Origin of the sequence: Kitasatospora sp. NBC_01266 (assembly GCF_036242395.1) — a bacterium.
GTDB lineage: Bacteria > Actinomycetota > Actinomycetes > Streptomycetales > Streptomycetaceae > Kitasatospora.
In genome coordinates, this window is record NZ_CP108458.1 from 3,561,392 (window position 1) to 3,581,477 (window position 20,086).

A 20,086-nucleotide genomic window follows, 5' to 3' on the forward strand; every position below is an offset into this window, starting at 1 on the left:
ACAGGGGCGGGCCAAGGGCTCCGGCCCGCCTGTGAGAACCACTCTGCACCCCGGCACTGACAATCGGGCGGTCGCCGAACGTGCTCCCTCGCCACCAAGACCTTCAAGGTGTACCCGCCCAAGCGCCGACGCCTGATGGGCTGTCAGTCCCGCGCTCTACGTTCACCCCATGGAGGAACGCCGGAGCACCGAACACGTCCCGTCCGCGGCCAAGGGGTTGGCGGATCCGGCGGCCGCGCGGCGGCGGGCCGAGCGGCGGGCGGCGCGGGTCGCGGACGGCGCGCGGGAGCTGCGGCTGCGGCTGGCCGACCGGGTGCGCCGGGGGCTGGCCGACCCGGGCACGGCCGGCGGGTGGGACGAGGTCGCGGCCCGGATGGTGGACGCCCAGGCACCCGGACTGGCCGGCCGGGTCAGGGAGTTGGCCACCCTACCGGCCGATGACCAGCTGGCCGACCACGCGCTGCTCGACCTGCTCGCCGCCGCCTACCTGCGGGTCGACGAGCTGCCCGCGCCACTGGCCGCCACCGTGCGGGCCCGGGTCGGCTTCAGCATCGACAGCGCCGAGTTGCTGGCCGGCCCCACCGTGCGCGACCGCTGGCTGGCGCTGGGCTGCCGGGAGCGCGCCGAGGGGCCGCTGACCAGCCGCCGGCTCTGGCTGCGGGGTGAGCGCAGCGGCCGCCAGGCGCTGCTGCTCGGCTACGACCGCCCGGGGCAACCGGCCGAACTCCCGCTGCCCGTCGGTCACTCGGTCGACGCCGAGCTGGCCTTCCACCCCGGCGTCCACCCGCTGCGCGCCGTCCTCGGCGTCCGGCACGGCACCCCCGCGCCGGCGGCCGGCGCACCGCGCGGCCTGACCGTCACCGAGGCGACGGCTGCCTACGGCGAGGCGGTCGCCGAGGATCCGTGGACACCGGCCTGGCCGGTGCCGCTGGCCGAGGTGGTCCCGGTCCAGGGCCCCGAGGGCTGGCTGCTGACGGATGATCAGGGCGCGCTACCGCTGTGCGAGGTGGACGGCGCCGCGCTCTGGCGGCTGGTGGCCGTCGCCCAGGGCCGTCCGGTGACGGTCTTCGGCGAGTGCGGGCACCGCGGGTTCACCCCCGTCACGGTCTGGGACCAGGCCGGCCGGACGATCGAGCTGACGCTGCGAGGAGCGGGATGACCGGCGACTACTGGGCCGAACTGCGGAGCACCGCGCTGCTCGGCACCGACCGGCGCCCGCTGCCCGAACCGAGCGGCCCGCCCGCGCTGCTGGCCGCCGTCGCCACCGTCGACCGCGGCGACCCGGCCACCGCGCTGCTGGAGCTGGCCGCGCTGGCCGCCGTGCGGCGCCGCGCCGGGCTGCTCCCGCGGCCCGCCGTGCGGCCCGACCAGCCGCCGCCGCTGGACGAGCGCCCCGAGCTGCCCGAGCCCGCCACCCGCCGCCTGACCGCGCTGCTGGCCGGACGGACCACCGGCGCCGCCGCCCTGGCCAACCTCACCGAACTGCTGCCGCAGTGGCTGGCCGCCGCCCGCGAGCGCGGCTACCGCCCGCCCGCCGCCCAGCTGCCGGCCCTGCTGGAGGCCGGCCGGAGCCGCAGCGAGCTGCGCGGGGACGTGGCGGCCCTGGCCGGCCCGTTCGGCTGCCGGCTGGCCGAGCAGAACCCGGACTGGCGCTACCTGCTGCGCACCCCGGGCGCGGACGGACCGACCGAGGCGGCCCGGATCTGGCAGGAGGGGCTGTTCGCCGAACGGGTCACCTATCTGACCAGGCTGCGCCGAGTCGACCCGGCCGCCGCGCTCGCGCTGCTCGCCGGGACCTGGCCGGCCGAGCGGGCCGAGGACCGGCTGCTCTTCCTGGACGCCCTGCAGGAGCGGCTGGGCCCGGCCGACGAGCCGTTCCTGGAGGCCGCCCTGGGCGACCGCAGCAAGAACGTCCGCGCCACCGCGGCCGAACTGCTCTCCACGCTGCCCGGCTCCGCGCTCGGCCGCCGGATGGCGCAGCGCGCGCTGGCCGCCGTGCGCCTCACCCCGGACGGCGCGCTGCTGATCGAGCCGCCCACCGGCTGCGACGCACGGATGCAGCGGGACGGGATACCGCCCAGCTCACCCACCGGGCGCGGCGAACAGGCCTGGTGGCTGGGCGAGATCCTGGCCGCCACCCCGCTGGCCACCTGGACCACGGCCTTCGGCCGCACTCCCGCCCAGTTGCTCGCACTGCCGGTGATCGACACCGCCACCGGGAGCGACCTGTGGCGGGACGAGCTGCGCGAGGCCTGGGCGCGGGCCGCCGTCCGCCAGAGCGACGCCGACTGGGCCCGGGTACTGCTCGGCCCGGCCCCGCGCCGGGCCGGGGCCGCCGGGGTGGCCGGCGCGCCGGCCAGGCTGCTCGCGGTGCTGCCCCCGGCCGAGCGGGCCGCCTGGACGGCCGCCTTCCTGCGCGTCAACGGACCCGGCGACGCCTTTCAGCTGCTCGGCGCCTGCGCCACCCCGTGGACCCCGCCGCTCAGCACCGCCGTGGTGGCCGCGCTGGAGCGGGCCGCGGCGGCCGGCTCGTATCCGTGGAACCACAGCGGGGTGCTGGGCCTGACCGAGCGTTCGCTGGCGTCCGCCACCGCACCCGCGGTGGCGGCGCTGGCGGCCGACGCGGTGCCGGACACCGCGTGGGCCGAGACCTTCGGCCGGCTGGCCGGCACCCTGCGCTTCCGCGCGGCGATGCTGGCCGAACTCGACCCCGAAGGGCAGCGGGGCTGAGCCGGGCTCAGCCGGCCGCGCGCAGGTTGGCCTCGACCCAGGCCACCACGGCGCTGGTGGGCGTGCCGGGGGTGAAGATGTCGGCCACGCCCATCGCCTTGAGCTCGGCGATGTCCTCGGCCGGAACGATGCCGCCGCAGAACACCTTGATGTCCGCCGCGTCCCGCTCCTTGAGCAGCTCGATAACCCGGGCGCACAGCGTCATGTGCGCGCCGGAGAGGATCGACAGGCCGATGCCGTCCGCGTCCTCCTGGATCGCGGTGTCGACCACCTGCTCGGGCGTCTGGTGCAGGCCCGTGTAGATCACCTCCATGCCGGCGTCGCGCAGCGCACGCGCGATCACCTTGGCGCCGCGGTCGTGGCCGTCGAGCCCCGGCTTGGCGACCACCACCCGGATCGGGCCTGACACACCCATCACTGCCTCCACGTTAACCAGCACTAACTGCCTGAGGGGAGGTTAGCGCGACAGCCGTTCGAGCGGCTACAACTTCTCGACCGGGGCGTAGCGGAGCAGCAACTGCTTACGCCCGGCGGAGCCGAAGTCGACCGTCGCCTTCGCCCGGTCGCCCACACCCTCGACCGCGGCCACCGTACCGAGCCCGAAGGTGTCGTGGCTGACCCGGTCGCCGACCGCGAGCGCGACCACCTCGCGCTCGGCCACCTTGCGCGCCGACTTGCCCCAGCCGGCCTTCGGCGAGGCCGAGCCGGCCCCCGAACCGTAGCCGGCACCCGAGCCGGCCCCGCCCGAGCCGCGCGAGCCACCCGTCGCCAGCCCGCGCGAGGGCGGCACGGCGGCGGCGCCGGTGCGCTTCCACTCGACCAGCTCGCCCGGGATCTCCTCCAGGAAGCGGGAGGCCGGGTTGTAGGCCGGCTGCCCCCAGGCGCTGCGCAGCACGCTGCGGGTCAGGTAGAGCCGCTGCCGGGCCCGGGTCAGGCCGACGTACGCCAGCCGGCGCTCCTCCTCCAGCTCCTTGACCTGGCTGAGCGCCCGCATGTGCGGGAAGATCCCGTCCTCCATACCGGTCAGGAAGACCACCGGGAACTCCAGGCCCTTGGCGGTGTGCAAGGTCATCATCGTGATGACGCCCGCGCCCTCCTCGTCGTCCGGGATCTGGTCGGAGTCGGCGACCAGCGCGACCCGCTCCAGGAAGTCGGCCAGCGAGCCGACCGGCGGCGCGCCGTCCTCGCCCGCGTCCGGCCGCTCGCCGGGGTCCTGCTCGTACTCCAGGGCCACCGAGGCGAGCTCCTGGAGGTTCTCCACCCGGGTCTCGTCCTGCGGGTCGGTGGAGGACTGCAGCTCGGCCAGGTACCCGGTCTCCTCCAGGACGGCCTCCAGCACGGCGGCCGGCCCGGCCCCCGACTCGACCACCTGGCGCAGCGAGGCCAGCAGCTCGTTGAACTTGCGAACCGCGTTGGCCGAGCGCGCGGCCATCCCGTACGCCTCGTCCACCCGCAGCAGCGCCTGGGCGAAGGAGATCCGCTCGCGGGCGGCGAGGGCCTCGATCATCGCCTCGGCCCGGTCGCCGATGCCGCGCTTGGGCACGTTGAGGATCCGGCGCAGCGGCACGGTGTCCTCGGGGTTGGAGAGCACCCGCAGGTAGGCCAGCACGTCGCGGACCTCCTTGCGCTCGTAGAAGCGCACCCCGCCGACCACCTTGTACGGCAGGCCGACCCGGATGAACACCTCCTCGAAGACCCGGGACTGCGCGTTGGTCCGGTAGAAGATCGCCACGTCGCCGGGCTTGGCGTCGCCCGCGTCGGTGAGCCGGTCGATCTCCTCGGCGATGAACTGCGCCTCGCCGTGCTCGTCGTCGGCGACGTAGCCGACCACCTTCTCGCCGTGCTCGCCGGCGGTCCAGAGCTTCTTCTCGCGGCGGCTGGTGTTGCGCTCGATGACCGCGTTGGCGGCGCTCAGGATGGTCTGGGTGGAGCGGTAGTTCTGCTCCAGCAGGATCGTGGTCGCGCTGGGGTAGTCCTCCTCGAACTGGAGGATGTTGCGGATGGTGGCGCCGCGGAAGGCGTAGATCGACTGGTCCGCGTCACCCACCACGCAGAGCTCGGCGGGCTCGAGGCCGACCAGGCCGGCCGCCGCCGGGTTGACCAGGTCGCCGTCCACCGTGCGCTTGGGCACCGAGCCGGCCGCGCCGCCGGTCAGCTCGCGCACCAGCATGTACTGGGCGTGGTTGGTGTCCTGGTACTCGTCGACCAGGATGTGCCGGAAGCGTCGCCGGTAGTGCTCGGCCGCGTCCGGGAAGGCCTGCAGCAGGTTGACCGTGGTCATGATGATGTCGTCGAAGTCCAGCGCGTTGGCCTCGCGCAGCCGGCGCTGGTAGAGCGCGTAGGCCTCGGCGAGCTTGCGCTCCAGCGGGTTGGCCGCCTGCGCCGCGTAGGTCTCCTCGTCGATCAGCTCGTTCTTGAGGTTGGAGACCTTGCTGGTGAAGGACTTCGGCGGGAACTGCTTGGGGTCCAGGTCCAGATCGCGGCAGACCAGGGCCATCAGGCGCTGCGAGTCCGCCGAGTCGTAGATCGAGAAGCTGGAGGTGAAGCCGAGCCGCTTGCTCTCCCGGCGCAGGATCCGCACGCAGGCGCTGTGGAAGGTGGAGACCCACATCGCCCGGGCCCGCGGCCCGACCAGCTGCTCGACGCGCTCGCGCATCTCGCCGGCCGCCTTGTTGGTGAAGGTGATCGCCAGGATCTCGCCGGGCTGCACGCCCCGGGCGCCCAGCAGGTAGGCGATCCGGTGGGTCAGCACCCGGGTCTTGCCGGACCCGGCGCCGGCCACGATCAGCAGCGGCGACCCGGCGTGCAGCACGGCCTCGCGCTGCGGGTCGTTCATGCCCTCGAGCAGCTGGGCCGGGTCGGCCACGGTGCGGTGCGCGCCGTTGCGGTAGTAGGCGTCGCGCTCGGCCTGCGCGGCGTAGTCGGTGCGGAAGAGATCCGCCGGGATCTCCTCGTCCGGGTGGTCGCCCTCGTCGTGGCCGTAGTAGCCCTCCGGTGGGGGCTCCTCGGCGAAGTCGACGGGCAGCGCGTCGGCGGCGGGCTTCGCCTGGAAGGACTCGAAGCCGGGCAGCGGGAGGTCGTCAAAGAGGCTACTCATGGCTCTGTGAGTCTATGACCCGGGACCGACAGAACCGACTGGCCCGGGTGATCCGAGGAGCGGGCCTACGCCGCGACGGGCTTGCGCTCCAGCAGGGAGACGACCAGTCCGCGGGCCGCCGTGTCGATCCGCACCGCGGTGAACTCGGTCTCCAGCACCTGGGCCTGGGCCTGCGGGATCGCCTGGTAGGGATCACGGGCCCCGCCGTAGGTGAGCACCCAGATCCGCTGGAAGCCCTCGGCGCAGACGTCCGGCCGGCTGCAGTCCACCGGATAGAGATCGTCCGCCTGGGCGGCCGTCCTGGCCTGGAAGACGTCGGTGGGCCGGACGTTCTTCGGCAGGTAGAAGTCCATCGCGAAGTCGAGCATCATGAACTTCTTGTCGCCGCGGACCGGGACGATCCCGTCGCCCGGCCGGTAGCCGTCGGCCACGATCCGGGCGGCGGCCTTCTCGTCGGTCCACTCCTTGATGTCGGGCATCCGGATGTCGTACTGGTTCTGCACGCCCAGCAGCGCGGTGGCGACCAGGCCGAGCGGGATCAGCGCCCGGGGGCGCAGCGCGGTCAGTCCGCCGGCCGCGAGCACGGCCCAGGCCGGCACGGTGAAGAGCAGGTAGCGGTCGAGGAAGTAGGAGACGCTGCCCTGCGAGATGATCCAGACCAGCAGGATCGGCAGCGCCGCGATCAGCCCGATCTCCACCGCCCGCCGGCGGCCGCGCGGCCACGCGGCCGGCAGCACGCAGAGCGCGATCACGCAGCCGCTCACCAGCGGTGAGGCGAACAGGTTCTGCCAGAGATCGACGAAGGTCTGCAGATCCGGCGTGGGCAGCCAGGAGATCTGCCGCTGCACCTGCCGCTGACCGAGCAGCACCAGCGGGATCACCGGCAGCATGGCCACCATGACCGCCGCCGCGTGGCCGAGCGGCAGCCGGGCCCCGCGCTCGCGCCGCCACCGCATCACGACGACCACGGCGTGCGGTACCAGCACGACCAGCGAGACCATGTGGAACAGCCCGGCCAGCGCGATGCTCAGCGAGTACGGCAGCCAGCGCCGCACCGTCGGCCGCTCCAGCGCCCGCAGCAGCAGCCAGTTCGCCGCGGCGACCGCGAGCACCACGAAGGCGTACGAGCGGGCCTCCTGGGCGTACCTCGACACGCTGGGGAAGACCGCGAACAGCAGGCCCGCCGCCAGGCCGGCCCGCGCCCCGAAGACCTTGCGCCCGGTCAGCACCACGAAGACCGACGCGGCGGTCATCGCGAGGGCCGTGGGAAGCCGGAAGACGGTCGCCGAGTACCCGAACGCGGATACCCAGAAGTGCATCAGCAGGTAGTAGAGCCCGGAGACCGCGTCCACGTGCTGGAGCATGGCCCACAGCTGACCGGTGCTGCGGGTGGCCGCGGTCCAGGTCGCCAGTTCGTCGCGCCACACCTCCGGGCGGGAGCTGTCGCGCAGGCCGACGGCGAGGGTGATCAGCGCCGGCCAGCACCAGCTGGTGCTGGCGAGCAGCCGTCTCCAGCGTTCGTCAGGTCGCCATGACCGCCTCCTGGCGGGCGCCACGCCGCCGGGTACTGCCGTCATCGAATCGGTGGTGCCCACATCAGCGCTGGTGCTCATTTGCTCAGGTCCCTTAACCACGTTGCTCATGACCGTGCTTGACCAGACGGTGCCGTGCCCGACCGGACGGTCACGGCGAGTTGGTGTAGACGAAGGCGAGGTACCCGCCGAAAAGTCCCGAGGTGACCGCCGCGAAGGTCATGACGGTCGCCACCGCGCCCTTGGTCCGCACCCGGGCAAGCGCGCCGGCCAGCGGGAAGAGCAGGGCGAACGCCGGGATCAGGAAGCGTGCCCGCGAGTTGAAGTAGGACGCGTCGCCCAGCGCCAGCAGCAGGACGAGTCCGCTCAGCGCCACCAGCACGACCGGCTGCCGCTGCAGGATCGACAGGACGAAGAGCATCACCGAGGCCACCAGGGTGATCGCCACCACCACGTCGGACATCCAGAGCGTGTTGCTGGTCCCCAGGATGTCCCGGAACGAGTGCACGGTGGAGCGGCCGAAGTCGAACTGCGACTGCCACGCCTCCTGCACCTTGAAGTAGCCGGTCAGGCTGTGCTTCTGCACGCCGACCCAGAGGACGAAGCCGACGAAGCCGAGCGGGGCGATCAGCCCGCCGACGACCGGGCGCCACCAGGCGACCCGCTCCTCCGAGGGCATCGTGCCGCGCCGGGTCCGCCACCACTGCGACACCAGCGCGAGCGCGGCACCGAGGCAGACCGCGCCCGCGACCGCGACCGCGGTCGGCCGGGTGAGGCCCGCCAGCGTGCTGAGCAGACCGGCCACGATCCACCGCCGCCTGACCGCCGCGTACATCGCCCAGGCGGTGAAGGCGGTGAACATCAGCTCCGAGTAGGCCAGGCTCTCGACCACGGAGTAGGGCGTGACCCCCCAGAGCACCGCCGCGATGGTGCCGACCCGGCGCCCGTACAGGTGGCTGCCGACCGCGAAGATCCCCCAGGCCGCCACCAGCGAGGCGAACCAGGCCACCAGCAGCGCGGCCTGGCTGATCGACAGCGGCAGCAGCAGGTGGCCCGCCCTGATCAGCAGCGGGTAGCTCGGGAAGAACGCGTAGGCCTGGTACGGACCGTGCGGCCCGGGCACCGGCACCGACCCGGCGTAGCCGTGCTGGGCGATGTCGGCGTACCAGTAGGCGTCCCACATGGTGCTGAGCCGGTGCAGGCCCGACTCGCCGTGCTTGTGGCGCCAGAGCAGCACGATGAGGACGCCGATCGCCCGGACCGCCGCGTAGCCCAGCAGCGCCGGGCCGGCGTTGCGGCCCGAAGTCAGCAGCCGCGTCCGGTAGCCGCCGAACCCGCGCCCGACCCCCGCACCGCCCAGACGGTTCGCCCGGTGGGCCCCCGCACCTTCGTCAGCGTGCGGACCCGCAAGCTGGGTGGTCACTGGCGAACTCCCGATGGTCGTGTGGAAGGGCCCCTCAGGCGCGGTCGACCGAGACGTCCGGTCCCGTGCGGGAGCCCGCATCAGTGTGGTCGGCGCACCGGGCCCGCCGGCGTCATCGGCGCCGCCGACGGCCCTGCAACCGCGGCCCGGCGGGTCGCCCGTGGCCAGACACCATACCCGAGAACCCCTATGGTTCCAGGCGCAGCGCGCCACCCAAGTCAGCGTCTCTGTACGGTCGATCGCCACAGCCCGACGCAGGACATGACCATGGCCAGCAGCAGCAGGACGTTGCGCAGCACCAGCACGGTGGTGAAGGTGGCGGAGCCCCGCAGCACGTTGTCGTAGAAGAGCGGGTACTCGATCGAGGTCAGTGCGGTGGCACCGACCAGCAGCACCACGACCGCGCGCTGGGTCGTCTCCCGGAAGGTCAGGCAGACCGCGCCGAGACCGATCAGCCAGATGAAGTACTGCGGGCTGATCACCCTGCTCGTTGTGGTGAAAACCAACACGGCGGCCAGGGCGGCATCGGCGGTCGTGGCAGCGTTCCAGGTCCGGGCGCGCAGGCGCCACAGCAGCAGCCAGCAGAACCCCAGCACGCTCAACACGACCAGCCCGTCGGCGATCTCGGAGACGTACGGGCCGAGGAACTCCATCGAGCCGAAGTGGTATTGGATGGTCCCCGGGTAGCCGAGGAACCGGGCCACCAGCAGCACGCTCCCCCCGAGGGACTCGAACTCCACGCCCCGACTGCCCTGAGCGTTCAGGAAGTCGAAGGGTCCGTGGAAGAAGCCGACCGCGATCACGGTGAGGGCCAGCGCCGAGGCGGCGAAGCCCAGGCAGACCGATCGCAGGCCGCGCCCGCGCGGAGCGCCGAACACCGCGAACGCCGGCCAGACCTTGACCATCGCACCCACTCCGGCCAGCACCCCGCCGAGCCACGGCCGGCGCTCCACCGCGAGCAGCGCGAACACGGCCAGGGCGGTCACGATCAGGTCGTAGCGCGCGTAGGGGACGTAGAGCATCAGCGGCAGGCCGAGGACCCAGATCCAGGCCCCGGCCAGGCTGCGCTGCCGGCTGCGGCCGGCCAGCACCAGGCTCGCCATGACCGCGGCGTCCGCGAGGAACACCACGATGACGAAGCCCTGGACGAAGTTCACTCCCGGGATGAGCCGGGGGGCCAGCATCACGAAGGCGGCGCCCGGCGGGTACTGCCAGGTCGGATCACCGATCGGGTAACTGCCCCGGGCCAGTTGACGGCTCCACCCCTCGTAGAGCGTGTGCATCTCGCCGGTCGCGTCGATCTTCAGCGAGAAGAGCAGCGCGATCATCAGCAGCCGGCTGCAGGCCCAGTAGCCCACCGGGGCCAGCAGTCTGACCGGCCAGGTGTCGGGCGCCCAGAGCGACGGGCCGGGCGACCCACGGCGCGGGACCGGCGCCCGCACCGCGTCATCGGGGTGCGCCCCGGCCTCGGTGGACGTGTCCGGCAGCATTGCTCTCCACTCTCTCCCGGCTTCGCACCGGGACTACTGGGGACTGCTGGAGCACTGCTCCACGGCCGGTTCGGCGGCGGTGGCCGCCACCGTCGCCCAGAGCGGGTCACGGTCCGCGGCGTCGATCCGGCGGGCCCGCTCCAGGGCCGCGGTCAGCCGCCGCTTGAGCACCTTGGAGAGCGGCCGCTCCACCAGCCGGTGCACCAGCCACGAGGCCACCAGCATCGCCCCGACCAGGAAGAACACCAGAACGTACGGGTTCAGGTGTTCGTGCAGCTCCGAGATCAGGTACCAGCCGATCTCCTCGTGCAGCAGGTAGAGCGGATAGGTGAGCGCACCCGCGGTGACGATCCACCTGCCGCGGATCCAGTCCAGCCGGCCCAGCGCCGCGGCGGCCATCACCAGGAAGTACGCCGTGACGATGAGCACGCCCACGGTGAAGCTGAGCCGGTGGCCCGCGTCGTTCGCGTAGCCGGACATGATCTGCCGCATCCGGTGCTGGGCGAGCAGCCAGTTGAAGCCGACGATGCTCCAGAGCAGCAGGTCGGAGCCGAAGCGGTGGATCAGGTACAGCGCGATCCCCGCGATGAAGAGCGGCGCGTACTCCGGGTCGAAGACCAGGTCGAGGACCGCCCAGCCGGAGGCTGCTGTCGCGACCGTCCCGAGGGTCCAGACCGCGCAGAACATCACGACCCTGCGGTAGGTCAGCCCGCCCAGCGCCACCAGCACGGCGAACATGATGTAGAACCGCAACTCGATCCAGAGCGTCCAGTAGACCGGGTCGATGTCCATCGCCCCGCCCACGCCGTTCTGCATCATGGTCATGTTGGTCAGCACGTCCGAGTAGTGGAACTTGTCGATGTTCCACATCCAGGTCGGCCGGGCGGTGAGGACGATCGCCGAGGTGACCAGCAGGCAGACCCAGTACGCGGGGAAGAGGCGCACCACCCGGGAGACGAAGAACTCGCCGACCGTCCGGCCCCAGGCCGACATGCAGATCACGAAACCGCTGATCAGGAAGAAGAGTTCGACCCCCGACCAGCCGTAGGCGGCCCAGGAACTGAGCTCGGGCACCATCGCGGAGGAATTGCCGCCCCACATCTTCGGGTGCTGCTGGTACCCGGTGTAGTGCCAGAACACGACCGCGAGCGCCGCCAGCAGGCGCAGCCCGTCGAGCACGTAGAGACGCGGTCTGCCCGCCCGCTTCCCGTCGGTACGGCCGTTGCCCGGTGCGGACCCGCCGGTCGGCTCAACACCGGTGCGGTGCGGAGACATTGGCATTAAGCGCATGCGATTGACCCTCACATGTGGGGAAGGGGCGCGCCTTTCAGGAACCACAGCGCCCCATTTGTGCACCTGGCACCATACCCCAGCGCGACGGCCGCTCCGGCCCGCCCGCAGGCCCGCGAGCCCGGCCCGGGAGCGGGCCGCAGCGGCCGTCGCCGCAGGTCAGCGCCTCAGACCAGGCGACGCGCGGTGGCCCACCGGGTTAGCTCGTGACGGTTACTCAGCTGGAGCTTGCGCAGCACCGCCGAGACGTGGCTCTCCACCGTCTTCACCGAGATGAACAGCTGCTTGGCGATCTCCTTGTACGCGTACCCGCGCGCGATCAGCCGCAGCACCTCGCGCTCCCGCTGGGTGAGGCGGTCGAGGTCCTCGTCCACCGGCGGGGTGTCGGTGGCGGCGAAGGCGTCCAGCACGAAACCGGCCAGCCGCGGCGAGAAGACCGCGTCGCCGTCGGCGATCCGGAAGATCGCGTTGACCAGGTCGGTGCCGGTGATGGTCTTGGTGACGTAGCCGCGGGCACCGCCGCGGATCACGCCGATCACGTCCTCGGCGGCGTCCGAGACGGAGAGCGCGAGGAACTTCACCCCGCCCGGCTCGCCCATCACCGCGGTCGAGCGGCGCAGCACCTCCACGCCACCGCCGCCGGGCAGGTGCACGTCGAGCAGCACCACATCGGGGCGGGTCTCGGCGACCACCCTGACCGCCGACTCGACATCGTCGGCCTCGCCCACCACGTCGATGCCGGTGGTCTCGGTGCGGCCGATCTCGGCGCGCACCCCGGTGCGGAACATCCGGTGGTCGTCGACCAGCACCACCCGGGCCACCCTCCCCGAGCCTTCGGCCGGGGGCACCCCCACGGGGCCGCCTTCGCCGGCCGCACCCGAAACAGCGTCAGTCATCTGCAGCTCTCTCCATCTCCAGCTCGACCTCGGTGCCGCCGTCCGGCGCCGGGCGCACCCGTGCGGTACCGCCGTTGCGCTTCATCCGGCCGATGATCGACTCGCGGACGCCCATCCGGTCCTCCGGCACGGTGTCGGGGTCGAATCCGGGGCCGTGATCGCGTACGAACACCGACACCGTCCTCCCCTCCACCTCGGCGTAGACCTGCACCGGTCCTCCGCCACCGTACTTGGCGGCATTGACCATCGCTTCACGCGCGGCCTGCATCTGGGCCGCGATCCGGTCGTCCATCGGGCAGTCGCCGACGCAGACCAGCTCGACCGGGACGCCGTGCCGGTCCTCGACCTCGGCGACCACCTCGCGCAGCCGCTCGGCCAGCGTGTCGGGCGCGGCCTCGGCGGCGGCCTCCGGACGGTAGAGCCAGAGCCGCAGTTCGCGCTCCTGGGCCCGGGCCAGGCGCTGGACCTCCTTGGGGTCCTCGGACCTGCGCTGGATCAGGGTCAGCGTGTGCAGCACCGAGTCGTGGATGTGCGCGGCGATCTCGGCCCGTTCCTGGGCCCGGATCCGGGCGGTCCGCTCGGCGGCCAGGTCCTGCCACATCCGCAGCGCGTAGGGGCCGGTTAGCACCAGCACCCCGGCCAGCACCGCGAGCGAGGCCTCGATCACCGAGGCGACGGTGGAGCCGGCGCCCTGCAGGATCAGGAAGCCGATGATGCCGATCGTCACCAGCAGCACACCGGCGCCGACCCGGACGAAGGCGCTGCGCCGCTTGCCACCGCCCTCCAGGCCGAACCAGCGCTGCCAGCGCGAGTCGTCGGCCTGTCGCCAGACCAGCGCGACGCCGACGCCGATCGCCAGCAGCGGCCAGGTGTAGGGCTGGGAGGACTGGATGTTGAGCACGTTGAGCAGCGCCATCACGCCGATCACCAGCATCAGCAGCGCGGCCAGTTGACCGAGGTTCTGCCGGCTGGCCGCGCCGCCCGGCCGGGCGGCGGGCGGCTGCCCGGCGACCAGCGGCTCGCCCTGGAAGGCGCCCTGCAGCAGGTCGCGCAGCCGCGCCAGCCGGCCGCGCTCCCCCTTGGTCAGCGGATCGGGCATCACGCCGACGGTGTCGGCCGGCACGAACTGGCCGTCCACCCAGAGGTAGCGCTGAAACGGGCCCTGCGGGGCCGGCTCGTCGATGCCGATCGGCACCACGAACCAGAACGCGGCGTAGAGCAGCACGCCGAGCCCGTTGGCGAAGAAGAGCAGCACGAAGGCGGCCCGCACCCAGGCGACCGGCAGTCGCAGGTGCACCGCGAGCCCGTGCGCGACCCCGCCCAGCATCCGCGAGTGCGGGCTGCGGTAGAGCTTGCGGTAGGGCGCCGCGGTCGGCCCCGGGGTCGGCTCGGCGCCCCCGGACGGCGGGCCGTCGGGGGCGGTCGTGCTCGGATCGGGTTCGGTACCGGGGGCTGCCACGCCCCCGATGGTCACACGCGGGCGGGCCTTGGCGCATCAGGGTCCGTCCCCTAATGGGGAAGATCGTCGGCTGCCGTCCGGATGGAGCGCGTGGCGTGTCACCGCCAGGCTGATTGATCTTATGAACTTCCTGTCACACCGTAGCTGACACACCGTCACCTATCGGGAGGTAGCTCATGAAACGGATCTTCTCCGCACTGCTGGCCACGACCCTCTGCGCGGGCGCCGCCCTGGCCGCCGGCGCCGCCCCCGCCGCGGCGCAGGCCGACCCGCCGGCACTGCGGGTGATGCCGCTCGGCGACTCCATCACCGTGGGCGTGGGCAGCACCGACAGCAACGGCTACCGGCTGCCGCTGTGGCAGCGGATCACCGGGCAGTCCCGCTTCACCGCGACCTTCGTCGGCTCGCAGCGCGACGGCACCTTCGCGCAGCCGTGGCACGAGGGCCACAGCGGCTGGATGATCAACGACATCCGGGCCGACGTGGACGGCTGGCTCAAGGACTCCCGGCCGGACGTGGTGCTGCTGCACATCGGCATCAACGACCTGGACCGCGGCGCGGACAAGCCGCACGCCGCCGACCGGCTCGCGGACCTGGTCGACCGGATCTTCACCGACCGGCCCGGGACCACCGTCGTGCTGATGGGCCTGATCCCGACCACCGGCGGCCTGCAGGACCTGGTCGAGCAGTTCAACCAGCAGGCGCAGGACCTGGTGCCGACCGAGCAGCGGCACGGCCGGCACCTGAACTACGTCGACCCGCCGGCCCTCACCTCGGCCGAGTTCTACGACCGCCTGCACCCCGACGACCTCGGCTACGCCAGGATGGCCAAGGGCTTCTTCGACTCGCTCAGCAACGACGTCCGGGCCGGCTGGATGTCCGACGCCGCCTGCGGGTCGGCCGTCGCCACCGGGGCCTGCTGAGCCGCGCCGCGACGCCCGGGGACCCGGCTCCCCTGAGCCGGGTCTCAGGGAGAGATCAGGGTCCGAACAGGGCCTTCCCCGCTCCCGCGGGCCGCCGCCAGCCCGCAGGATGGAGCCATGACGCAGGAGCAGAGCGCGGCCGAGGACGAGCGGACCGCCGAGGAGCAGCCCGAGGGCGGTCGGCCACCCCTCACCCGGGAGGAGGACCGCCGGGTGGTGGCCGGGGTCTGCGGCGGACTCGGACGGCACCTGGACATCGACCCGGTGGTCTTCCGGGTGGTGACCGCGGTGCTCTGCCTGACCGGCGGGCTCGGGCTGTTCCTGTACGGACTGGCCTGGCTGATCGTGCCGCTGGAGCACCCGAGGGGGTCCGCCCGGCCGGAGGCCGGCGGAGGCAAGCACGCCAGCACCGAACTGCAGCGGGTGCTCACCGGCCGGGTGGACGGCCAGTCGATCGGCGCGGTGCTGATGACCGTGATCGGCACCGGGGTGTTCTTCTCCTGGATGGGCAGCGGGGACTCGGTGCTTCCGCTGCTGCTGCTCGGGGCGATGATCTTCTTCGCGGTGCGGTACGACCCGGAGCGGCGCCGTCGCGCCCACGGCTACGGGCGCCCGCCGCGCCCCGGCGGCCCGTACGACCGGCCGACCGGACCGCTCGGGCCGCTCGGGGCGGCCGACGGCGCCGCCAGCACCGGTGCCTCGCCGTTGAGCGACTGGAAGACCTGGCGGCGCGACTTCCACGAGGAGTGGGCCAGCCGCAAGGCCGAGCTGCGTGAGGAGTGGGCCGAGCAGACCGAGCAGCTGTTCGGGCACCTGGCGAGCCGGGCCACCGCCGCGCGCGAGCGGGTCGACCTGACCAAGGAGGGCGCCACCCGGGCCGGTGACGCCACGTCGGCCGACGCCCCGTCGGACAGCGCGCCGCCGACCCGCACCGGCTACCTGTGGGACCCGCGCCACCCGGAGCGCGATCCGTACGGCGCGGGACCGCAGCACGGCGGGCCGGCCCAGGCCTGGTGGCAGCGCACCGATCTGCCGGCGGGCGACCCGCTGCGCAAGACCACCGCCACCCCGCCACCCCCGGTCCGGCCGGCGCGGCCGGTCCGCCGCGAGCGCCGCCCGCGCTCGGCGCTCGCCCCGTTCGGGCTGCTGCTCTCGGTGGGCGTGGCCTGGCTGGTCTGGGCGCTCAACGGCCACCTGGCCACCACGGTGCTGCTCTCCACCACGCTGGCCACCGGACTGCTCGGGCTCGGGCTGACCATCCTGGTGGGCGCCAAGTTCGGCCGGGCCCGGGTGCTGACCGTCCCGGCGCTGCTGCTCACCCTGTTGTTGGCGGCCGTCGGCAGCACCGTCGGTACGGCGGGCAGCGGGGTCGGCGATCGCAGCTGGACGCCGGCGAGCGCGACCGAGCTGCAGCACAGCTACCAGCTCGGGGCCGGCGACCTGCGGCTCGACCTGTCCTCCCTCGACCCGGCCGGCGCCACGGTGGCCACCACGGTGCGGCTCGGCGCGGGCGACGCGACCCTGACCCTGCCCACCGACGTGGACGTCAACCTGACCGCGCGCACCGTGGTCGGCAACATCCAGTTGCCCGACCAGAGCCTGGACGGCCATCCGAGCGCGCACAGCACCGTGCACCTGTCCCCGGTCGGGGGCAGTGCGAGCAAGGGAACCATCGACCTGAACGTGCAGGTCGGCCTCGGCGACATTCAGGTGGTGCAGGGATGAAGCGGCATCGGTTCGACCTCTTCTCGTTCCTGGCCGGCGGCCTCTTCACGGTGATCGCCGTGCTCTACCTGGTGGCCTCGCTGAACCACTTCCCGGTGAGCGGGCGGATCGTCATGCCGGTCACCTTCATCGTGCTCGGCGCGGCCGGCCTGGCCGGCGCGGTGGCCGCGATGTCCCGGCGCGGCCGGGGCCCGGACGCGTGAACGGGGCCGGGCGGGCCCGCGCCCGCCCGGCCCCGCCGGCCCGTCAGGACTGCAGCGGTCCCAGGTCCAGCCGGTCGCCGTCCTTGGTGACGGTGTACTTCGGCAGCGGCTTGACCGCCGGCCCGGTGATCACCGCGCCGGTCGCGGCATCGAAGGCCGAACCGTGGCAGGGGCAGCTGAACTGCCCGTTCTTCGGCGGGTTGACGGTGCAGCCGGCGTGCGTGCAGATCGCGGAGAAGCCGCAGTACTGGCCGGTCCTGGGCTGCACGATGTAGACCGCGTCACCGCTGCCGGGGTCGGCGACGGTGGCCGAACCGCCGACCGGGACGTCCGCGACGGCGACCGAGGCCTTGGGCCCGCCACCGCCCACCGGCTTGGCGGCGCTCGGCGCGGCGGTGCCGGCCTTCGGCTTGCGGCGCACGAAGGTCGCGGTCAGCGAGCCGACCAGCAGCCCGGCACCGCCGAGCGCGACGGCCGCGATCGAACCGTCCAGCACGGTACGGCGGCGCACCGCCTCCTCGTCCAGGCCGCGCCGGCGGTCGCGCTCGGCCCGGCCGGCCAGGAAGCCGTCGACCGACAGGTACGGCGTGCCGGCCAGCACCAGGGCGGTCCAGGCCATCAGGTAGGGCAGGTCGTTGCCGAGGAAGTAGGGCGAGATGTTGAAGCTGACGGTGAGGAAGAGGGTCAGGCTGAGCACCGCGCCGCCGAGGGCGGCGATCCGGCCCCAGAGGCCGAACAGGGTGCCGAGCCCGACCGCCAGTTCACCGAAGGCGATCAGCAGCCCGAAGAAGGTGGGCTGGTGCAGCGCCGGGGCCAGCGCCCAGCCGACCGGGCTGTGCGCCTTGGCGGCCAGGCTCTGCGCGTAGAAGGACTGCGGGTCGCCGGCGCCGGCCAGGTAGTGGCTGTCGGCCAGCTTGTACAGGCCCGCGTAGCCGTAGGTGGCACCGAGGAACAGACGCAGCGGCAGCAGCGCGTAGCGGCCGGCGAAGGCCCGGCGCTGGGCCGCGCGGGCGGCCCGCCCCGCCCCGCCCGGGGAGGCCGGACCGGTGGCCGCCGGCTGCGCGCCGAAGTCGGCGGGCTCGGCCGCGTCCCTGGTGCCCTCCATCATCGCGTCACCCTCCATTGCTCCGTCGCCGATCACCTCATGACCGGTCAGGTCGGCATTCTGCCCGTTTTTGACGGTATCCCGACCATCTCGCGCCAGGTCCGACCGCACCCCCGACCGGGCCGGATCTGACGCGAACGGCCGCACCGCCACCCACGGGTACGTGGCTGGCGGTGCGGCCGTTCAACGCGAAGGGAGCGAGTTTTCGGTCACTCCCACTCGATGGTGCCCGGCGGCTTGCTGGTCACGTCCAGCACCACGCGGTTGACGTCGCGCACCTCGTTGGTGATCCGGGTGGAGATCTTGGCCAGCACCTCGTAGGGCAGCCGCGACCAGTCGGCGGTCATGGCGTCCTCGGAGGAGACCGGACGCAGCACGATCGGGTGGCCGTAGGTGCGGCCGTCGCCCTGCACGCCCACGCTGCGCACGTCGGCGAGCAGCACCACCGGGCACTGCCAGATCTCGCGGTCCAGGCCGGCCGCGGTCAGCTCCTCGCGGGCGATCGCGTCGGCCTCGCGCAGCAGGTCCAGGCGCTCCTTGGTGACCTCACCGACGATCCGGATACCCAGGCCCGGGCCCGGGAACGGCTGGCGCTGGACGATCTCCTCGGGCAGGCCGAGCTCCTGGCCGACCATCCGGACCTCGTCCTTGAACAGCTTGCGCAGCGGCTCGACCAGCGAGAACTGCAGGTCCTCGGGCAGGCCGCCGACGTTGTGGTGCGACTTGATGTTCGCGGTGCCGGTGCCGCCACCGGACTCCACCACGTCCGGGTAGAGGGTGCCCTGGACCAGGAAGTCGACGGATTCGCCGTGCGCGCCGGCCTCGGCCACGATCTCGGCCTGCGCCTGCTCGAAGACCCGGATGAACTCCCGGCCGATGATCTTGCGCTTCTCCTCCGGGTCGCTGACGCCCTTGAGCGCGGCCAGGAACCGCTCCTCGGCGTGGACCACCTTGAGCTTGACGCCGGTGGCGGCGACGAAGTCCTTCTCGACCTGCTCGGTCTCGCCCTGGCGCATCAGGCCGTGGTCGACGTACACGCAGGTCAGCTGGTCGCCGATGGCCTTGGCCACCAGGGCGGCGGCGACCGCGGAGTCCACGCCGCCGGACAGGCCGCAGATCGCGCGCTTCTCGCCGACCTGCGCCTTGATCAGCGCGACCTGCTCGTCCACCACGTTGTGCGTGGTCCAGGTCGGGGCGATGCCCGCGCCGCGGTAGAGGAAGTGCTCCAGGATCTGCTGACCGTGGGTGGAGTGCAGCACCTCCGGGTGGTACTGGACGCCGTAGAGCCGGGCCTCGTCGTTCTCGAAGGCAGCGACCGGGACCACGTCGGTGGACGCGGACACCGTGAAGCCCTCGGGGGCGGCGGAGCAGGCGTCACCGTGCGACATCCACACCGACTGCTCGGCCGGGGTGCCCTCGAAGAGGGTCGAGCCGGTCTTGCTGACGTGCAGCGGCGTGCGGCCGTACTCGCGGGCACCGGTGTTGTCGACGGTCCCGCCGAGCGTGATCGCCATCAGCTGGAAGCCGTAGCACATGCCGAAGACCGGCACCCCGGCCTCGAAGATCGCACGGTCGAGCCGCGGCGCGCCCTCCTCGTAGACCGAGGACGGACCGCCGGAGAGGATGATCGCCTTCGGGTTCTTGGCGAGCATCTCGGCGACCGGCATGGTGCTCGGCACGATCTCGCTGTAGACCCGCGCCTCACGCACCCGACGGGCGATGAGCTGGGCGTACTGGGCGCCGAAGTCGACCACCAGAACGGTGTCGACCGGCGATACGGACTGGTCGGGGGTAGCAGAGGACACAGACGGCCTTCCGGCAGCGATGTGGGGGTGTCACCCCCGAGTCTACCGGGCACCCCGTTCACCCCTTTGCCGACCGCCCGTGTCCGACCCCGGCGCGCACTCGTTCTCCCGGCGACCGTACGACCGCGTCGCGCCCGCCAGGTGCGCCGCACCCCGGCGCCCGGGCCCGCGCCTGTACGGCCGGCAGGACCACGCGTGGAGTTCGTTCCCAGTCCGCCCGCGCGCGTGGCGCCGCACCGCCCTTGGCATCGGTCGGTGGGAGCGCCGTGGGACCACGCGCGGGTGCGGTGAACCGGCAGCAGGGGACAGCGGCCGGCTCACGACTGCGCCAGGAGGTGCGGCGGCGGGTTCCGGGGACGCCCGAACCGCCGTCGCACCACCCGGCCACCGGCAGCATTATCACCGAGA

General features: G+C 72.9%; 15 protein-coding genes. 5 read left to right on the top strand and 10 right to left on the bottom strand.

What is annotated here, in order from left to right:
- Positions 1 to 169: 169 nt before the first annotated feature.
- Entirely contained in the window at positions 170 to 1,159 is a 990-nt protein-coding gene (locus OG403_RS15270) for an SWIM zinc finger family protein (protein WP_329564799.1), read from the top strand.
- Positions 1,156 to 2,730: a DUF5691 domain-containing protein gene (locus OG403_RS15275; protein ID WP_329564800.1), complete on the top strand. Its 1,575-nt coding sequence runs from the start codon at positions 1,156 to 1,158 to the stop codon at positions 2,728 to 2,730. The genes OG403_RS15270 and OG403_RS15275 overlap by 4 nt, the downstream gene beginning before the upstream one ends.
- Before the next feature lie 7 nt (positions 2,731 to 2,737).
- On the opposite strand, the gene OG403_RS15280 is transcribed toward OG403_RS15275, so the two are convergent.
- The 8 genes from OG403_RS15280 to OG403_RS15315 all read right to left on the bottom strand — a co-directional run bounded on the left by OG403_RS15280 (position 2,738) and on the right by OG403_RS15315 (position 13,917).
- The gene (locus tag OG403_RS15280; protein WP_329564801.1) at positions 2,738 to 3,145 is read right to left on the bottom strand and encodes a cobalamin B12-binding domain-containing protein; all 408 of its coding nucleotides are present in this window, start codon (positions 3,143 to 3,145) and stop codon (positions 2,738 to 2,740) included.
- Positions 3,146 to 3,211: 66 nt separating this feature from the next.
- On the bottom strand, positions 3,212 to 5,827 hold the full coding sequence (gene pcrA, locus OG403_RS15285; protein ID WP_329564802.1) for a DNA helicase PcrA: 2,616 nt from the start codon (positions 5,825 to 5,827) through the stop codon (positions 3,212 to 3,214).
- 65 nt (positions 5,828 to 5,892) lie between these two features.
- Positions 5,893 to 7,440: a glycosyltransferase family 39 protein gene (locus OG403_RS15290; protein WP_329564803.1), complete on the bottom strand. Its 1,548-nt coding sequence runs from the start codon at positions 7,438 to 7,440 to the stop codon at positions 5,893 to 5,895.
- A gap of 70 nt (positions 7,441 to 7,510) precedes the next feature.
- Positions 7,511 to 8,782, bottom strand: a complete 1,272-nt coding sequence (locus OG403_RS15295; RefSeq protein WP_329564804.1) for a glycosyltransferase family 39 protein — start codon at positions 8,780 to 8,782, stop codon at positions 7,511 to 7,513.
- A gap of 218 nt (positions 8,783 to 9,000) precedes the next feature.
- Positions 9,001 to 10,272: a glycosyltransferase family 87 protein gene (locus OG403_RS15300; RefSeq protein WP_329564805.1), complete on the bottom strand. Its 1,272-nt coding sequence runs from the start codon at positions 10,270 to 10,272 to the stop codon at positions 9,001 to 9,003.
- A gap of 33 nt (positions 10,273 to 10,305) precedes the next feature.
- The gene (locus OG403_RS15305) at positions 10,306 to 11,553 is read right to left on the bottom strand and encodes an acyltransferase family protein (RefSeq protein WP_329564806.1); all 1,248 of its coding nucleotides are present in this window, start codon (positions 11,551 to 11,553) and stop codon (positions 10,306 to 10,308) included.
- 176 nt (positions 11,554 to 11,729) lie between these two features.
- Complete coding sequence (locus OG403_RS15310) at positions 11,730 to 12,458, bottom strand: response regulator transcription factor (RefSeq protein ID WP_329564807.1); 729 nt, start codon at positions 12,456 to 12,458, stop codon at positions 11,730 to 11,732.
- Positions 12,451 to 13,917 carry a PspC domain-containing protein gene (locus OG403_RS15315; protein WP_329564808.1) on the bottom strand — a complete coding sequence of 489 codons (1,467 nt, stop codon included), beginning with the start codon at positions 13,915 to 13,917 and terminating at the stop codon, positions 12,451 to 12,453. The genes OG403_RS15310 and OG403_RS15315 overlap by 8 nt, the downstream gene beginning before the upstream one ends.
- 176 nt (positions 13,918 to 14,093) lie before the next feature.
- Between OG403_RS15315 and OG403_RS15320 the strand changes: the two genes are divergently transcribed.
- The 3 genes from OG403_RS15320 to OG403_RS15330 all read left to right on the top strand — a co-directional run bounded on the left by OG403_RS15320 (position 14,094) and on the right by OG403_RS15330 (position 16,768).
- Positions 14,094 to 14,840 (top strand): SGNH/GDSL hydrolase family protein, encoded by a 747-nt coding sequence (locus OG403_RS15320; protein WP_329564809.1) that lies wholly within the window; start codon positions 14,094 to 14,096, stop codon positions 14,838 to 14,840.
- A 117-nt stretch (positions 14,841 to 14,957) separates the two neighbouring features.
- Complete coding sequence (locus OG403_RS15325) at positions 14,958 to 16,565, top strand: PspC domain-containing protein (RefSeq protein ID WP_329564810.1); 1,608 nt, start codon at positions 14,958 to 14,960, stop codon at positions 16,563 to 16,565.
- A complete protein-coding gene (locus tag OG403_RS15330) occupies positions 16,562 to 16,768 on the top strand; it encodes a hypothetical protein (RefSeq protein WP_329564811.1) in 207 nt (68 codons plus the stop codon). The genes OG403_RS15325 and OG403_RS15330 overlap by 4 nt, the downstream gene beginning before the upstream one ends.
- Positions 16,769 to 16,811: 43 nt before the next feature.
- Here the strand turns inward: OG403_RS15330 and OG403_RS15335 are convergent, their stop codons facing one another.
- Together OG403_RS15335 and guaA are read right to left on the bottom strand one after the other, a co-directional pair.
- Entirely contained in the window at positions 16,812 to 17,891 is a 1,080-nt protein-coding gene (locus OG403_RS15335; protein ID WP_329564812.1) for a Rieske 2Fe-2S domain-containing protein, read from the bottom strand.
- A gap of 191 nt (positions 17,892 to 18,082) precedes the next feature.
- A complete protein-coding gene (guaA, locus tag OG403_RS15340; protein ID WP_329564813.1) occupies positions 18,083 to 19,678 on the bottom strand; it encodes a glutamine-hydrolyzing GMP synthase in 1,596 nt (531 codons plus the stop codon).
- Positions 19,679 to 20,086: the final 408 nt, after the last annotated feature.

What these genes read in the sequence shown, in the direction of transcription:
- OG403_RS15320 (WP_329564809.1), top strand. Translation starts at nt 14,094, where the DNA reads ATGAAACGGATCTTCTCCGCACTGCTGGCCACGACCCTCTGCGCGGGC.
- OG403_RS15325 (WP_329564810.1), top strand. Translation starts at nt 14,958, where the DNA reads ATGACGCAGGAGCAGAGCGCGGCCGAGGACGAGCGGACCGCCGAGGAG.
- OG403_RS15330 (WP_329564811.1), top strand. Translation starts at nt 16,562, where the DNA reads ATGAAGCGGCATCGGTTCGACCTCTTCTCGTTCCTGGCCGGCGGCCTC.
- OG403_RS15310 (WP_329564807.1), bottom strand. Translation starts at nt 12,458, where the DNA reads ATGACTGACGCTGTTTCGGGTGCGGCCGGCGAAGGCGGCCCCGTGGGG.
- pcrA (WP_329564802.1), bottom strand. Translation starts at nt 5,827, where the DNA reads ATGAGTAGCCTCTTTGACGACCTCCCGCTGCCCGGCTTCGAGTCCTTC.
- OG403_RS15300 (WP_329564805.1), bottom strand. Translation starts at nt 10,272, where the DNA reads ATGCTGCCGGACACGTCCACCGAGGCCGGGGCGCACCCCGATGACGCG.
- OG403_RS15305 (WP_329564806.1), bottom strand. Translation starts at nt 11,553, where the DNA reads ATGCCAATGTCTCCGCACCGCACCGGTGTTGAGCCGACCGGCGGGTCC.
- OG403_RS15335 (WP_329564812.1), bottom strand. Translation starts at nt 17,891, where the DNA reads ATGGAGGGTGACGCGATGATGGAGGGCACCAGGGACGCGGCCGAGCCC.
- OG403_RS15290 (WP_329564803.1), bottom strand. Translation starts at nt 7,440, where the DNA reads ATGAGCACCAGCGCTGATGTGGGCACCACCGATTCGATGACGGCAGTA.
- OG403_RS15270 (WP_329564799.1), top strand. Translation starts at nt 170, where the DNA reads ATGGAGGAACGCCGGAGCACCGAACACGTCCCGTCCGCGGCCAAGGGG.
- OG403_RS15275 (WP_329564800.1), top strand. Translation starts at nt 1,156, where the DNA reads ATGACCGGCGACTACTGGGCCGAACTGCGGAGCACCGCGCTGCTCGGC.
- OG403_RS15280 (WP_329564801.1), bottom strand. Translation starts at nt 3,145, where the DNA reads ATGGGTGTGTCAGGCCCGATCCGGGTGGTGGTCGCCAAGCCGGGGCTC.